Genomic DNA, 16,469 nt, shown 5'->3' with positions numbered 1-16,469 from the left:
AAATATAGGCTCTGTAGAAATCCTCATCCAAACTAAAAACACAATTTTGACAAATCTGTCAAGATTGTGCAATATTACTTTGAACTTCACTTCTTTTACTTGATTTCTATACTTTCTTGCACGTAAGTTTTCTCCATACTTTTTTTTCAAAACCGAGAAAATCGTTTCACTCAAATTTCGCATAGAGTATATCTTACTATCGAATTCCTGTAACATTTTCTTACGATATCTTCCTTTGATTCGCTTTCGTTCACGTTGTCTCAATGGAACAATTGCTATTGATCCAAGTTTTCAATTCGTGTATTTTTTCAGAATCATAGGCTTTATCCATCACATAATATCTTGATCTGCTATTGTGATGACATTGTGATAGCAATGTCTGTCGGCTAAGTCAGAGAGATTACTCCCTCTTTCTCGCCTAAGAACCGTGCGTGAGACTTTCACCTCACACAGCTCAAGCATCTCTTAACCCTTGTCGGGCAACAGTTATTTTTGGATTATTTGCATGATATTGTCTATGACAATATACATGTGCATAAACTAAGTTTGTTATTCCATTATCGTCATGATTTCCATTTTTATGATGTAAAGGGCATTCCTCTCCACCGTTGTTAATGTCAATCAATAGATTACAAAACGGACATTTGCCTTTTTGATTCTTCCATACGGTTTTAAACTTTCCTGATAACTTTTTAGAACCTTGATTGAGCTTGCGTTCAACAAAGTATTCGGTGTCAGTGTAAGGGTTCTTATCCAGTTTTATTTGTGGGTTTCGAACTATCATTTTATCTGACATTAATTTAAGTTGGTTTTTCATTGTTGAAAATACCCATTTCCTCGTTCCTTTGGGATGCCAGTATTTGTGTGCAATCCAAGTTCTTGATTTCATGGGGTGTCTTCTCTTAGCCCATTTCCAAAGTATATTCCATATCTTAAAATCAATTAAGGAGAATGTTTCTTTGGAAGCCACTCCTTGATGATAATTTGACCATCCAGTTATGATAGGGTTAAGTTTAGAGATTAAATCTTCTTGTGTCCAAGTTTTTCCATCTTTGATAGTATTACTGATTTTTTCAGTTACTTTCTTGATAGATTTCTTAGACGGTTTTATGAGAAGTTTTCCTTTGTATTTTCTGACATTCCAACCTAAAAAGTCAAAACCATCATCGATGTGAGTAATAAGGGTTTTTTCATCAGATAGTTCTAAACCTCTATCCGTTAGGAAATTCTTAATCAATTCTTTTGCTTCTTCTGCTATTTCTTTAGTCTTTGCAGTAACAATAAAATCATCTGCGTATCGCACAAAATTAACTTTGTGTTTTGCACGTTGACGAGTTGTTATTTTACCGCTTACACCTCGATGATATTTGTCAGCCAATACACCTTCAATTCCATCTAAGGTCATGTTGGCTAATATTGGTGATATAATACCGCCTTGTGGTGTTCCTGCTTTCGTTGGAAATAGAGAATTTTCATAAACAAATCCTGCTTTGAGGAATTGTTTAAGAATTGATTTATCCATTGGGATATTGTCAATTAACCATTGGTGACTGATGTTGTCGAAACAACCTTTAATATCGCCTTCCAGTATACATTGTGCAGAATCCTTTTTGCTTATTGTTCCAAAAATTTGACTGCAAGCATCATGTGTACTTCTGAATTTTCTGAATCCAAAAGAACGTTTATCTGCTGTTACTTCTGCAATGGGGTCAAGTGCTAATGCATATAATGCTTGCATAGCTCTATCGTACATGGTCGGGATACCTAAAGGTCGCTTCTTATCAGAACCATATTTCTCAATAAAGATTCTTTTTAATGGTTTTGCCTTATATCTTTTATCAGATAGACTTCGAGCCGCATTCACTTTGGAAACTGGTGTTGACCAGAATTCTCCATCGATTCCTGCTGTTCTTCTACCCTTATTTCGAATAACCTTTCTGACAGCTAACAGTTTAGCATAGTGAGAATGGGTTAGCAAATAACTTAGTCTTTTTACTAAATTCCAATTTTTGTTAATAACTGCTTTCGTAATTCTGACTTGTATTCTATTAACATGTGATTCAACGGAACTCCAATTGATGAAATTCCAGTTGAGCATATCTGTAAGCTTCTCACCATTTAATTCAGCATGACCACTAAGGGCTTCTGCTTCATTATTTGGTGTATTTGAAATTCTTACATTCATAGTTATACCTTCATTCATACGTTTTGATACCATAGAGTAAGTCTGCATCCTTTCGGATTAGGGCAAATTCTGAACCCCTATATAATTCATTACAAATTATCATTCGCTTTCTACTCCTTTCCTTTACCCTCTATGTCATTGTCCTTCCTTACGGAATTCCTACCCCGAAGGGAACATATAGGGCTTACCAAGTTCTATAACATGAATAATTGCGAATACCTTAGAAGCCATCTATAAACCGAGAATCATATGTCCATTTCCTATAATGTATGCAAAACCATTATAGTCTGATTCTATACCTTTTTAGTTCAAGCGTATCAATCTAGTTTCGCTTGTTGCAATTCACGATTCTTACAATGGTTCACTTTTACGTTCTTCTTAGTATTGTCGGCTAAGTCAGAGGGATTACTCCCTCTTTCTCGCCTAAGAACTGTACGTGAAAGTTTTCTTTCATACAGCTCAAGCATCTCATAACCTTTTCAGGCAACAGTTATTGTTTTTGGAATTAATTGCAAATTCCAATTTTCTTCAATAACTGCCTTCGTAATCCTGACTTGTAGCCTATTAACATGTGTTACATGTCTGTAAGTTTCTCATCGTTAAGTTCAGCATGTCCACTAAACAGTGTTTTTGCTTCATCTTTTGATGTATTTGAATAGCTTACATTCATAGGTCATACCTTCCTTCTTACGTTTTGATACCATAGAGTAAGTCTGCATCCTTTCGGATTAGGGCAAATTTTGAACCCTTATACACACCATTACAGTTTGTCATTCGCTTTCTACTCCTTTCCTCTACCCTCTATGTCATCGTCATTCTTTGCAGGATTCCTACCCCGAAGGGAACATATAGGGCTTACCAAGTTCTATAACATGAATAATTGCGAAGACCTTAGAAGCCATCTATAAACCGAAAATCATGTGTCCATTTCCCATAATGTGATAAGAGCCATAATGGTCGGATTCTGTACCTTTTGGTTCAAGCGTAATCAATCTAATTTCGCTTGTTCTGCTTTACGATTCTTACAATGGTTCAACTTTCGTTTCTTCTTAGTGTTCTTATCCTAGTGGATGTTTCGAATTAGACTTTCGAGATTCTCCACATTGTCCTATGAGCTTCATACCCCAACGTTACCATTGGCGCGTGTCATAGTAGGATTAACCCAAATGGAAGGGATAGCGTTGCCGCAATTCATGTTATAACTTCTTGTCGCACCTTATCCTAGCAGATGATTCAGATTAGACTTCCGAATTTCTCCACATTGTCCTATGAGCTTTACACCCCAACGTTACCATTGACGCATATCATAGTAGGATTATCCCAAATGGAAGGGATAGCGTTGCCGCAATTCATGTTTTAGCTTCTTGTCGCACTTGCATGTTTTGCATCGTGAACTGGTTTTCCAGAAATCTTGTAACCAGTGATCACAAATTTACTAACATCAACCGAAATGCTGGTCTTTACATAACTTCGCCTCCACTTTTTAATTCGCCAGGAATAATAATTGCTACAATAACCACTTGTGAACCCAGTGGAATCAATTGCAGTAATGTCTATAGAGTCTCTATTTTTATATAATCGGTCAAGTGTTTTCTTAAATATGGTATCCAAAACAACAGAATACTTACGAGTAACAAATTTTTGAAGTTTGTTGGAGAACAATCACAGGGGACTTCTCATTATAAAAGTAAGTGGCTTAGTTGAAGTTAAAAAAGAGGATTTCTACAGAGCCGAAATTTCCTCTTCGTAATCAATGTCCTAGATGGCAAATAATCACCTTTGAGACTATCCAAATACTTTGTGTAAGCCAGAGTCATACAACTTTTGAGACCTTTGCATCATCAACAATAGCTTTCCGTATTTTCCAGTTATTTGATTCATATTTCGGCCTTGTGTTTTGATCGTAGCTATCGTTTTTTCAAAAAATAAAACTTGATAGGATCAAATGTAATATTCAATGTGGAACCTGTAAACAACCCTTAACTCATCCATTTCATTGTATTCTACTTGAAAGTTACCTTCATCTGCAACATATGTCAGATCATCAAGGTCTTTGAAGATAACCTCACAATTTATGTTCTCTGGCATTAATGACCTGAAACTGTCACATTTTTTGGTGATCTCATGTATCATCCTTTTTGTTTCAGCGGAATTAAATGACCCATCCTTATCCGGACTATATATTATTTCGGTAGTTAATGTTTCTTTGTCCAACAATGTCATCCAGAATCCATTTATTTGTGAATCATTTATGGCATAATCATTTATCTCAAAACTTTTGTTAATCACATTCTTCAATTTTGAACACCATTTATTTGATTGAGTTCAATGTCATAAATCAGTTTTCATGCTGTTCCCGCGCTTGAAAATAATTTTTAAAAACAAAACGTTTATATCGAATCAATTCGCTTCATCAAACCGCATCAATGTATAAATATATGCAATGTCTCAGGTGCAATTTATGGATCTACTGAATTATTATCTTTCATACCCATCACTATTTAAGAGGAATGAAATTGACCAGTAAACGTATATTAATGGGCAACGAAGCGATCGCTTTTGGAGCAATGAAAGCCGGTGTTCAGATAACAAGCGGTTATCCGGGTACACCTTCGACCGAGGTGATGGAGACCATCATCTCCCATGCAAAAAAATATGGCATATATGCCGAATGGGCTACCAACGAAAAAGTGGCTCTTGAAACGGCGGTTGGAGCTGCTTATTCAGGTGCCAATACCATGGTAACCATGAAACAGGTGGGACTTAATGTAGCATCTGACCCCCTCATGAGCCTTTCCTACATAGGTATCAAAGGGTCACTTGTCATCCTTGTCTCCGATGATCCCGGACCCCATTCCTCCCAGACAGAACAGGATACGAGGTCCTTTGGACACTTTGCAAATATTCCTGTCCTGGACCCGTCCACACCCCAGGAAGCTTATGATATGACAAAGCTGGCCTTCAAGCTATCACATGAGATGGAGATACCTGTGATACTCAGGACAACGACACGTTTATCCCATGGCTGTGCTGATGTGATGATCGAAGATATAGACCCGGTCTCCCGTAACATCGAAGGTTTTGTAAAGGATCCTCGCTGGATAATATTCCCGGAACTGACGGCTCAAAGACACCCCTGGCTCGAAGAACTTCAGATAAGGCTGTCAGACCGCTTTTCAGAATATTTCACAGAGAGCTCATTTAACTTAATATCAAAAGGAAGCAGCAAGATCGGTATTGTAGCCTCTGGTGTTTCCTATCTGTACGCAAAAGAAGCTACGAAGGATAGCTCTGCAACCTTCTCTCTTTTCAAGATTGGTACAGTTTATCCTTTCCCTGAAAAAGCAGCCCTTGATTTCCTGACCCATATCAAAGACCTCATCGTTATCGAAGAGCTTGACCCATACCTTGAGGAGCAGTTCCTGCAATTGATAGGCAAGCATCATCTCGATACGAACGTACATGGAAAGAAGAACGGTCATTTCTCAATAAGTGGAGAATATAATGTTGATGTAGTGATCGATGGGATCAACAGCTCACTTAAAACCATCAATACAGACATTTCTGTCCTTCACCACTCATCTCCTGTGGTCGATAAAGAAAAGATACCTTCACTTCCCGTAAGACCACCGACATTATGTGCAGGTTGCATGCACAGAACAGTCTTTTACGCATTCAAAAAAGTAGCTGGGAAATTAAAAACCGAAAAGATCAATACCATATTTTCAGGAGACATCGGATGTTACAGTCTTGGAAATGCCAAACCTCTCAACATGGTGGATACATGTCTTTGCATGGGAGCAGGGATAAGCATAGCAGCAGGGCTATCCCATACACATCATTATCAAGAAGACAAAAAAGCAAAACAGGTGGCATTTATCGGTGACTCCACGTTTTTCCATTCCGGGGTAGCTGCCGTTATAAGTGCAGTGTACAACAATGCTGACATCACCATTGCAGTCCTTGACAATAGGACCACTGCTATGACAGGTCATCAACCTCATCCGGGCATTGGCCTGACAGCCACAGGCGTTTCCACAAAGATCATCGATATTGCCGAGGTCCTCAAAAGCTGTGGAGTTGACCTTGTCGAGACCATAGATGTCAATGACCTTGGTGAATGCATAGACACCGCAAAAAGAGCCATGGATTTTGAAGGCCCTTCTGCTGTCGTATTCAAAGGAAAATGCGTAGGCATCACAAAAGGAGCCGGGCAATATGTGATAGATGAGAATAAATGCACACGTTGCAGGGTCTGTGTCACTCAACTTGGATGTCCTGCCATATTCTCGCCATCCAACAAACCTCCGGTCATACAAGACAACTGCACAGGTTGCAGTTTGTGTGCACAGATCTGTCCATCTGATGCTATTGTTCTGAAGGAGGATCTACAATGAAATTCGATATAATCATCGCAGGTGTAGGCGGACAGGGCGTTGTACTTGCCTCCCGACTTCTTGCGACTGCTGCCATGAATGCTAGCTTTCATGTCACCACCGCTGAGACAATAGGCATGGCCCAGAGAGAAGGATCAGTTACCAGTCACGTAAGAATAGGGGACGAGGTATGTGGCTCACTTATCCCCTCAGGAAATGCTGATCTCATTATCGGACTTGAGCCTGCGGAAACTGCAAGGAACCTCCATTTTCTGGGCAATGGTGGCAGCATTATTGTAAATGAGCATGCTGTAATGCCATCTGTAAACGGATCTGTCAAATACGATCCTGAACAGGTGCTCGAATTTCTGAAAGCTAACTGTCAGGAGATCATATCTTTCGATTTCACACAACTTGCAAAACAGGCAGGAACCTACCGGGCAGCAAATGTTGCGATGCTGGCAGCAGTTGCTGGTACGGACCTACTTCCATTCACTCCGGATGATCTATGGAATGTACTTGAGAAGATGGTGCCTGAAAAGTACAGGGATGTGAACAGGAGGGCTTTTGACATGGCTTTCGAAAGGGTCTCCAGTATAAAGAAACCTGAACAATAGACTATTGATATCTGATATTCCAGAGGTGATATAAATGTGCAAGATTTGTGCGAAAAATGATCTTAAAAAAACTGCTTCTGACTTTGGTGATGAATACTCCAGGTTTGATAAAGAAGAGCAAACTGTTAAGCTCAAACAGCTTCTCAAAAGAGTTGTGTTGGGAAGTTCCTTTTATCAGAGAAAGTTCGAAGCAGCTGGAATAGATGTCGATGCTATCAAGACCCTGGACGATATTTCAAGGCTTCCGTTAACAACTAAAGAGGAATTGCGGGATGCCTATCCACTGGGTCTTCAGGCTGTTCCCGATGAAGATATTATAAGGATACATTCATCATCAGGAACAACCGGCAGTCCCGTCATCATTCCATATACACAGAGGGATGTTGATATATGGGCAAATATGATGATGCGCTGCTACCAGATGGCAGGTCTTACCAAAAATGACAGGATACAGATCACACCCGGATATGGACTTTGGACCGCAGGTATCGGTTTTCAGGCAGGTGCCGAGCTTCTCGGAGCAATGGCAATTCCGACAGGACCAGGAAACACAGAAAAACAGTTACAGATGCTGCTCGATCTCAGATCCACAGCCCTTGCCAGCACATCATCCTACGCCCTCCTCCTTGCAGAGGAGATCAATAAAAGGGGGTTGAAGAAAAATATCGATCTGAAGATCGGTATCATCGGTTCCGAACGCTGGAGTCCTAAGATGAGAAAACGTATCGAGCAAGAGCTTGGAATTGAGACCTTTGATATATTCGGTCTCACTGAGATATATGGACCCGGCATTGGCATAGATTGCTACATTCATGACGGACTTCACTACTGGTCAGACCATCTGCTATTTGAGATCATCGACCCCGTCACAGAAGAGAAATTGCCCGATGGCACTCTTGGGGAGCTTGTCATAACAACCCTGACAAAGGAAGGTGCCCCCCTCATACGCTACAGGACGAGAGACCTTACACGAATCATCCCCGAACCCTGCAAATGTGGCTGTCTCTTCCCACGCATAGACCGTTTGTTAGGACGTACCGATGACAGGATAAAGATCAAAGGTGTAAACGTCTATCCGGGACAGATCGAAGATGTTATACAGAAGGTTGAAGGTGTCAGCAGTGAGTACCAGATCGTTCTTGAAAGAAAACAGGGCAGGGATTCAATGTTATTCAGGGTCGAGATAGATGGTGCAGATGACCTTGGGAACAACAGAAACCGAGCAGGGTTATTAAAGAAAGCCTTCAGGGACTTTATAGGTATCAGTGTAGATGTGGAATGCGTCAAGATGGGGGGGCTTCCCCGCAGTGAGAAAAAGAGCAAGAGGGTTCTTGATAACAGGGAAATGTGAGGTGACACCATTCTTTATCCAAACGCAGGATCGTTGTAGGGAGTTGTCATATTCAGAATTCAAAATAAACAATGAGGGATAAAATCCTTACATAATACTCTTTGCAAGCAGCTCTGAGATATCATTCATATTAATACCCCTTCCCCTCTCTTGCACGCTCTTCTATGATGCATGCAAAAAGGACAGCAGTTTGGCATTAACTTCACGAACTTGCTTCCATTGTATCGATCGCTTTCATCATGCCCAGTTTGGCCTTAAACATTTCCCTGATCGATATCATGCTCAGACATTCCCTGCAACAGTAAAATGTGTTCAATCCTATCATTTGTCTCTCAAGCTCCGTGTTGCAATTTCGACATCGCAGTTTTTCTTCATTTACCATATATTCCCCTCCAATAATTTTTGCACCATACCAACATTTATTGCTTTCTGATTTCTGTACTTATTTGGCTAGGAGGCCGCCTAGCATGAACCTATAAATGTCAAGCTCTTCAGCATTCAGATCGTTCCTAACATGTCCTCTGATCACTGATAATTATCTACCTAAGCCGTTTTCCACAAGATGCTGTTTTTTGTGATTTGAATATTATTCATCAGCTTTTCTTTTTTTGAATTTTTACTTTATTTTGCTCTGTTCTTGGGTTACATTTGATAATATACAGTTGCAGAATATATAGTATTCGCACTTACTTTATATATAACTATGTAAAATATATACAATATTTATTTTCTCTATGGATCTTTTCTGATTCAGTTAGAGGGGATTAAATCAGTAAGAGGAAATACGATCATTGCAAACATCAATCAGTTTAATAACTATGATATTATGGACAAAATAATCGATGAAGGTCTCATGGAAATAGAATCAAGATATCCAGAAATAGAGATTTGTGCTGATTTTTTATGAACAATTGAACTGATCTTTAAGTAAATTGAAGTTTAAGGTGAACTTACATCCATCAGTCTCTTAATTGAATATTCTTTAGAAATACTTAAGAACTAAAAAAGTGCTAATTATAAAAGAGAATAAATGAGAGGCCATATAAATAATTCGGAAATACGCATGTTTTTGCTATTTGGCTTTATGCTTTTGCCTATGGCGGTACTATGCTATCAACAGGAACTATCTTTGAGCATAATAACCTCTTTACCATTGTTTTTAATTCTGGTAATGATGCTTGTTACTGCTAATATAGACATTCCGGTAAGCTCCATTAAAACAAAGAAGGTCCAATCGCTTGATAGGGATGCACTTATCCTGGAAGAGTTGTTTTCAGTCCCACTTGTAAAAGAGCTTTCCTACAGCAGTAAACAAGCTTTTAACACGGTGGTCTCCTTGAACTTAGGCGGATTTATCATACCTTTCTTTGTATTGATATTTCTGATAGTATTCCAGGCTGATTTTGTTGGAATTGAATTGATGTTGATAATGATGCTCGCAGTGATCTTCTTATCTGATTTTAGAAATGGTATCGGTGTTGTTGTGCCTGATTTTATAGGCATACTTGCGATTCCTTTTGCACTGATATTCTCTCCTGATAACTTAGCATCCGTTATATTCATCTCTGGTATTGGCGGGATACTTTTAGGAAGCATGGTCACTCTTTTGATGGTTGACAGAGAAAAAAAGGGAAGTGCCTTAATTGACGTTGGCGGAGTTGGAACGTTCAAGGCAATATATGTTACAGCGATCCTGGCTTCACTGGTATCGTGGTTCCTCTGAGGAAGAACTGCGAGCCACATCCATTCTTTCCTGAAGTTTGTTTGCCATGAGGTTAACAGTTCTATATTTTGAAATCCCTTTATCTGTAAATCGGAATGGCTGAGGCGTTGTATCAACTTTTGTAGCTCTCATTTTCTGGACTGCAAGAACAGGTGTTAAAGTTGGTTCGACTTCGTTTATCTGCATCTTGTCCAGGAAAATGATTCCATCGCCTACAAAATCATATTTGTCATATACCTTTTTTTCCATACCATTTTCCTTTTCAGTAACAAGGAATGTGGTTATGTTCAACTTTTTGAGAAGTTTATGCAAAGAACGCCAGGAAATGGATTTACGGAACTCTTCTGGATCGGTAAAAACATTTAGTGAATCGAAAACTATCCTTTGTGGTTTGTAGGTCTCGATTATCTCGCCGATCTCTTCAAAAGTAAGCATGGACATTCCGAAGATCTCAAGATAACCATCATCGATATGACTTCCAAGGTCCCATCCAAATCGCATGAAATGCTGGATAAGTTGTGGAATGCGTTCTTCAAAAGAAAAGAAAAGACACTTTTCATCAGCTTTTACGCCTTCCATTAAAAATTGCATACAAAGAGTTGTTTTGCCTGTGCCGGGTGGGCCTGTGACGATTACGGAGGAACCTTTTGGAACGCCACCTTCAAGCATGTCATCGAGTCCAGCTACGCCTGTGCTTACCCTCTTGATTACTTTATCAATATTATTTATATCGATCTTGGATTTAAACTTGGTACTATCAAGTGACAACAAAGCTTTTTCAAGAACAAGATTCTTGGCTCCAAGTTCCTTTTCATACCTTTCGAGTATCTTAACAGCTTCAGAACTTAATGTCGTGTGAACAGGGAACTTATTTCGCGCCATAATATTAAATTGTCCACTAGCTACTTAAGGATTTACCTCTTCGTGTTCATAGATATAAAGTTTATGTTCATCATTCATCCTCAAGACATCCACAACCTTCAAGGAAACTTCCACGTCCCTTTTCGGCAATGAGTTCACCATCCCAGATAACCTCACCCTTTGAAATGGTCATTTTGGGGAATATAGCATCCATGTTCTCAAATGGGGTCCACCCGGCTTTACTGTGAAGCTTGTCTGCTTTTATGGGGGTAGCTGTGTGTGTATCCACAATGATCAGATCAGCATCATACCCTTCAGCAAATACGCCCTTTGAATGCTTTGTATCAAGACCAAAGATACGAGCAGGATTTCGGCTTGTTACCTCTATCATCCTGCCAATTGGAAGCAGGTTCTTCTTGACGGCCATGAGCATAAGTGGCATAAGTGTCTCCACACCTGGCACACCGGAGGGTGCGCTTCTGATGTCAAGGTCCTTATCAAATTCGGAATGCGGTGCATGATCGGAAGCTATCGCATTAACAGTTCCATCATTTATGGCATTCATCAGCGCTTTTACGTTCCTGCGATCACGCAGTGGAGGGTTCATCTTCCCAAAAGTACCAAGCCTGTCCCAGTCCCTTGTGGAAAGGAAAAGGTGGTGTGGTGCCGTCTCACAGGTGACTTTGCTCTCACGTCCTTCATTTTGAGCCACATATGCCTCTTTGCGTATCAGACCCAATGCATCAAGTGTACTGATGTGACAAAAGTGTGACCTTGTTCCCTTTTCTGCGATGGTCTCAAGCGCATTCTGGACAGCAATTCCCTCACACAGATTCGAGCGTATCCTGGAATGTGAATTGGGAGAAAGATCATGTTTTAACAATTTCTCATTCTCAAGGCGGATGTTCTCATCCTCTGCATGGATACAGGCGACAGCATCAAGTTCCTTGATTATCCCAAGAGCTTCTGAAAAGTCCTTCTCATCTATATTCAGCCCGCCTGTGGACTCGGCCATGAATATCTCACCAAACGATGTGACTCCCAATTCCCAAAGAAGGGAAAGTGACTCAAGGTTCTTTGTTACACCACCATTGATGCCGAAATCAATTATCGATTTGCGGTTTGCGAGTTTAAGTTTTTCTTTGAAGGATGATTTGTCAATGGTAGGTGGAATGGTGTTCGGATGCTCGACAACAGTAGTAGTACCACCAGCAGCCGCTGAACATGACCCTGTGTACCAGTCCTCTTTTTTTATCATTCCAGGCTCCCTGAAATGCACATGTACATCGATACCCCCAGGAATAGTTAATGCTCCCTTCGCATCGATAAGAAGGTCCGGGTCTGCTGAAGTGATATTCTTTGCTATCCGTTGGATTTTTCCGTCATTGATCTGAATTTCACCGGGCTGCAGAATATTGTTGTAGAAGACCTTTGTGTTTGTGATGAGGATATCGGTCATGGTTTTGGATCTCCGATGTTAGTTTGGATAATATATGATGTGTGAAAAGATATCTGAATTTAGATGTTTATGAGTTATAAGATTGTCCATTTTTGATGAAGGCATCCAATTGATCACATATTAGAGAATTGCGATTAACTGCTGATTTTTTTCAAAGCAAATTTTTCCAGCTAAAATTTTGAGCTTTTCTCTCTATTTCCAGCAGTTTGCTAGTATCTATTTATATACTTTCCAACTTTTTTGAATAGCTACCGCTATTCATCCTAATGATTTTCTTCTTATTGTCCTCAATTGATAGAGATTATAGCTGAATGCTGTAATCGCCATTTTGACATTTACTCTTGCCAACGTTGTTACTCTTACAAATCCTGACGTAAACACATTTTTGATAACAGCATAAGGTCTTTCTCCCTTTGCTCTTTTCCTGCTTATTCTTTTGTTTCTCATCTTATCCCTAATACCAATAGGATGACCTCGCACGCCCCTTTGCATAGTTGCATCATATCCTTTTGAAATTGCACCAAAGTAACCTCTATCTCTGTAAACAACTTCGCCTTCTTCAGAAAGATCCACCTGACTATCATGAACTGAGGCAGTAGTTGTCCTATATCTCCTTATCAGATCATATTCGGTATCTTCAATGGTATGTAGTTTATATCCAAAATGTGACTTAGATGCCTTTTTTGTCCATGTACCGTCCTTACATCTTCTGGTCTTTGCTTCATTTCCACGAGGAGTATCAAGATTTGCATGTCCTGGATCAGCATGTATAAATGTTGCATCCTGAATCATACCTTGTTTGATCCTCAAACCTTTCTTATCAAGTTGTCTTTGCATTTCATTCCAGATTTCATCTTCTTTTCCTGATTGAGCAATTCGTTCTCTAAATGCCCAAACAGTAGTATGATCTGGAATTTTTGCAGGAAAGCCCAAGAATTTCCTAAAGGAAATTCTGTCAGTAGCTTGTCTTTCAAGTTCAGGGTCAGATAGTCCATGCCATTGTTGCAATACTAACATTTTGAGCATGACGATTTCATCAACGTTTGGTCTGCCACCGAACTCTGTTTTATTGATATACATCTCTGCTATAATTGGACGAAATGGTTTCCAATCGATGAGAGATTCAATTTCAGAGAGCTTGTCACCGAGATTTTCAAGACGTTTGTACTCTTCTTTAAAAGCAAAGTTTGTTAAGGACATAATACAAAATTATTGTAATATATTATAAATATTGCGTCTGTTTCCGAGGTTTATCGGAATTCTCATTAATAATTCAAAATTCAAGCACTAATTATTGAGAATGATTATATCCACATTACCCATAAACTTTATTGTAAGTGACATGATAATTAATATGGGGGAATTATGAGATGGATGAAAGTGTGACCAAGATCACGACAGCAAATCCGGCACCATTGGGATTAATGGGGTTTGGAATGACCACGGTGTTACTTAATTTGCATAATGCTGGATTCTTTGGACTGGGAGTAACGATCTTAGCCATGGGCCTATTTTATGGAGGTATTGCTCAAATTATAGCAGGGCTCATGGAATGGAAAAATGGTAATACTTTTGGGACAACAGCATTCACGTCATATGGAGCATTCTGGCTCACGTTAGTGTTCATACTAATCGCACCAAAATTGGGCATGGGAGACACTCCAGGCGCAATCGAAATGTCAGCATATCTGTTCATGTGGGGATTGTTCACCTTCGGGATGTTCATAGGTACTTTCAAAGCTAACAGGGCCTTGCAAGTCGTCTTCGGATCATTAACATTGCTATTCCTATTGCTGGCCATATCCGATCTCACAGGAAATGCAGCATTGAAGCAATTCGCTGGCTACGAAGGGATCTTTTGTGGCCTTAGTGCAATATACCTGGCACTGGCTGAAATAATAAATGAAAAGTTCGGTAGAACGATCTTACCAATAGGTGAATAATAAGATTTTGTATTTGCTTTACCATCTGGTAGTTTTGCTTGATGGAATTCAAAGTTACAAAGCAAACAAAAAAGGAAAAGGGATTTTAAAGTCACTTTTGAGATGGACTTAACTGAATGAGAAATTACTTAAAAAACGAGAGATTACTCTAGTTTTAGAGCTACCCCAAGGCATCATCCTCTCTTGTGGCTAGGTTACATATAAAAAGCGCTTTGCTCGGGTAAAAGCAACATATAAATTATTTTTTTCTTGTATCAGCTCGATACCCCCGCTTCGAACAGCACGATAATCAGGAAATGTCTCATCATCCATGCCGATAATAAAGACAATATCAAACTCCTGTCCTTTCATTGTATGCACGGTACTTAGTGTGATACCGCTATGTTGTGTTAGTGGATGAGTTTTTCCTAAAGCCATAGCATTTTTAAATTGATGCAATGATTTGTTATCTGTTTTCTTAGCATAATTATGCCAATGGTTTAATATTTCTGTAATGTCATTGAAAATCATATTCTTTTCGTTTTCATCATTGACAGTCAGCGTATCTCTGAAACTTTCCAATTTCTGCTTTATGTTACTTCCATCATCATGTAATTCCGTAACTAGTAAGATAAGATTTTGAACCAACTCATCTGGCACTAATGGAATCATACTTTCCAAGTTCATATTTTCGGAATTTTTTATATTTAGATAATTTAGCAACCTTTGCTTATGTAAATCGTCCAATGGGTTTAACCTTACTCTTAATGAAAGATCAAATATTTTCATTAAATCAGACTCAAAACGAATCATTCCTGGAGTCATTTTGTAGTAAAAAGGAAGATTGTTCTCTGTTAAGAGATTTTCTAATTGATTAAAGATATATTTATTTCTTGCAAGAACTGCTATTTTTTCAAGGGTAATTTCACCTTCAATATCATCATGTGTTTTTGCAGTAAGTAGTTCATTTATCTTATCAACAACCCACTGGGCTTCATCGTGTTCATTTTTCAGACAATGTATTTTAAAAATGCCTTCCTTAACTGTTTCTGAAATATCAGATTCATCCGGAATTATTTTTTTTGCAGCTAATAATACTTCTTTTGATGAACGATAATTTTCATTCAATTTTATAACAGCAACGGGGTCAAAATCATGTACAAACTGTTCATCCATATATTTCGGAGATGAACCATTAAAGTTGTAAATTGATTGATTCGAATCGCCTACCATTATGATATTATTAAATTCACCATTAACCAAAGCAAGTAAAAGTTGATATTGGGCATTATTCAAGTCCTGTGCTTCATCTATGCAAATCGCAAAAAAACTCCTGCGGTACAAAGCAGCTGTTTTGGGATAATTAACCAGCAAGTTATGCGCAAGAAACAAAAGATCATCGAAATCGATGGCATTTTGATTATCCAAAATCTCCCGATAGTTATGATAAATCAAAACTAGATTATCATCAGTTGTATGTTGTCCAAGTTCACTGTCAGAGATTAATTCTCGTTTAACTTTTGAGATAAAACTTAATACACTATATCGATAATCAATCTGATTTTGTTTAGATTTATTTTTGTATATTTCTGCATATGAAGGGGTTTGCATAATCGCCTGTTCAACCAATTCTAACCTGTCTGATTCATCTTCAAAAATATGCGGCATTTGCGCCCGACCAATCAAATTACCATGGTTTTCCAGTATAGATTGACAAAAACTATGAAAAGTCCCCACAAAAACACGATTGTCTATTTCTGATATGTCGCTTAATCGTTCCTTAATCTCTTCCCCCGCCTTGTTAGTAAATGTCAGAGCAAGTACTTTTTTATTGGTTTTATCTAATAGATATCGTACCCTTTCAGTTAAAACACGTGTTTTTCCACTCCCAGCACTAGCTTTAACGTAGATGGCACCATTTTCAGCAAAGACAATTTCTTCCTGCTTTTTTGACAATTCAACTCGGGGTGTCATG

The 16,469-nt window shown here is 38.9% G+C and carries 12 protein-coding genes and 2 pseudogenes; 5 read left to right on the top strand and 9 right to left on the bottom strand.

From position 1 onward, the window contains the following. Nucleotides 1–9: 9 nt before the first annotated feature. The 4 genes and pseudogenes from MBUR_RS13360 to MBUR_RS03925 all read right to left on the bottom strand — a co-directional run. Nucleotides 10–382 (bottom strand): annotated as a pseudogene (locus MBUR_RS13360) (transposase); the annotation flags it as partial. A gap of 72 nt (nucleotides 383–454) precedes the next feature. After that, on the bottom strand, nucleotides 455–2,185 hold the full coding sequence (ltrA, locus tag MBUR_RS03935; RefSeq protein WP_011498880.1) for a group II intron reverse transcriptase/maturase: 1,731 nt from the start codon (nucleotides 2,183–2,185) through the stop codon (nucleotides 455–457). Nucleotides 2,186–3,559: 1,374 nt separating this feature from the next. Then, nucleotides 3,560–3,736, bottom strand: a pseudogene (locus MBUR_RS14720) (IS5/IS1182 family transposase); the annotation flags it as partial. A 390-nt stretch (nucleotides 3,737–4,126) separates the two neighbouring features. Beyond that, nucleotides 4,127–4,474, bottom strand: coding sequence for a hypothetical protein (locus tag MBUR_RS03925; protein ID WP_232222109.1), 348 nt, complete (start codon nucleotides 4,472–4,474; stop codon nucleotides 4,127–4,129). A gap of 221 nt (nucleotides 4,475–4,695) precedes the next feature. Here MBUR_RS03925 and iorA point away from each other — a divergent pair, with 221 nt between their 5' ends. From iorA to MBUR_RS03910, 3 genes are read left to right on the top strand one after another with little or no spacing between them, the layout of a single operon-like run. Continuing rightward, nucleotides 4,696–6,582 (top strand): indolepyruvate ferredoxin oxidoreductase subunit alpha, encoded by a 1,887-nt coding sequence (gene iorA, locus MBUR_RS03920; protein WP_011498878.1) that lies wholly within the window; start codon nucleotides 4,696–4,698, stop codon nucleotides 6,580–6,582. Beyond that, nucleotides 6,579–7,178 carry an indolepyruvate oxidoreductase subunit beta gene (locus MBUR_RS03915; RefSeq protein ID WP_011498877.1) on the top strand — a complete coding sequence of 200 codons (600 nt, stop codon included), beginning with the start codon at nucleotides 6,579–6,581 and terminating at the stop codon, nucleotides 7,176–7,178. Before iorA ends, MBUR_RS03915 begins: the two co-directional genes overlap by 4 nt. Before the next feature lie 34 nt (nucleotides 7,179–7,212). Further along, nucleotides 7,213–8,529 carry a phenylacetate--CoA ligase family protein gene (locus MBUR_RS03910; RefSeq protein ID WP_011498876.1) on the top strand — a complete coding sequence of 439 codons (1,317 nt, stop codon included), beginning with the start codon at nucleotides 7,213–7,215 and terminating at the stop codon, nucleotides 8,527–8,529. A gap of 202 nt (nucleotides 8,530–8,731) precedes the next feature. On the opposite strand, the gene MBUR_RS03905 is transcribed toward MBUR_RS03910, so the two are convergent. After that, complete coding sequence (locus MBUR_RS03905) at nucleotides 8,732–8,911, bottom strand: hypothetical protein (protein ID WP_048063224.1); 180 nt, start codon at nucleotides 8,909–8,911, stop codon at nucleotides 8,732–8,734. A 714-nt stretch (nucleotides 8,912–9,625) separates the two neighbouring features. Here MBUR_RS03905 and MBUR_RS03900 point away from each other — a divergent pair. Continuing rightward, nucleotides 9,626–10,252 (top strand): DUF1614 domain-containing protein, encoded by a 627-nt coding sequence (locus MBUR_RS03900; RefSeq protein WP_198003793.1) that lies wholly within the window; start codon nucleotides 9,626–9,628, stop codon nucleotides 10,250–10,252. On the opposite strand, the gene MBUR_RS03895 is transcribed toward MBUR_RS03900, so the two are convergent. The 3 genes from MBUR_RS03895 to MBUR_RS03885 form a co-directional block, all read right to left on the bottom strand. Continuing rightward, nucleotides 10,229–11,134, bottom strand: coding sequence for an RAD55 family ATPase (locus tag MBUR_RS03895; RefSeq protein WP_011498874.1), 906 nt, complete (start codon nucleotides 11,132–11,134; stop codon nucleotides 10,229–10,231). The genes MBUR_RS03900 and MBUR_RS03895 overlap by 24 nt on opposite strands. Before the next feature lie 70 nt (nucleotides 11,135–11,204). Beyond that, nucleotides 11,205–12,572, bottom strand: coding sequence for a dihydroorotase (locus MBUR_RS03890; RefSeq protein WP_011498873.1), 1,368 nt, complete (start codon nucleotides 12,570–12,572; stop codon nucleotides 11,205–11,207). A 258-nt stretch (nucleotides 12,573–12,830) separates the two neighbouring features. Then, complete coding sequence (locus MBUR_RS03885; RefSeq protein WP_011498552.1) at nucleotides 12,831–13,772, bottom strand: IS5-like element ISMbu1 family transposase; 942 nt, start codon at nucleotides 13,770–13,772, stop codon at nucleotides 12,831–12,833. Nucleotides 13,773–13,942: 170 nt separating this feature from the next. Here MBUR_RS03885 and MBUR_RS03880 point away from each other — a divergent pair, with 170 nt between their 5' ends. Further along, nucleotides 13,943–14,515, top strand: a complete 573-nt coding sequence (locus MBUR_RS03880) for an acetate uptake transporter (protein ID WP_011498872.1) — start codon at nucleotides 13,943–13,945, stop codon at nucleotides 14,513–14,515. Nucleotides 14,516–14,704: 189 nt separating this feature from the next. Here the strand turns inward: MBUR_RS03880 and MBUR_RS03875 are convergent, their stop codons facing one another. Continuing rightward, on the bottom strand, nucleotides 14,705–16,468 hold the full coding sequence (locus tag MBUR_RS03875) for an ATP-dependent helicase (protein WP_011498871.1): 1,764 nt from the start codon (nucleotides 16,466–16,468) through the stop codon (nucleotides 14,705–14,707). Nucleotide 16,469: the final 1 nt, after the last annotated feature.

The sequence above is a fragment of the Methanococcoides burtonii DSM 6242 genome, from assembly GCF_000013725.1.
Classification (GTDB): domain Archaea; phylum Halobacteriota; class Methanosarcinia; order Methanosarcinales; family Methanosarcinaceae; genus Methanococcoides; species Methanococcoides burtonii.
This window is presented reverse-complemented; position numbering and strand designations above follow the sequence as displayed.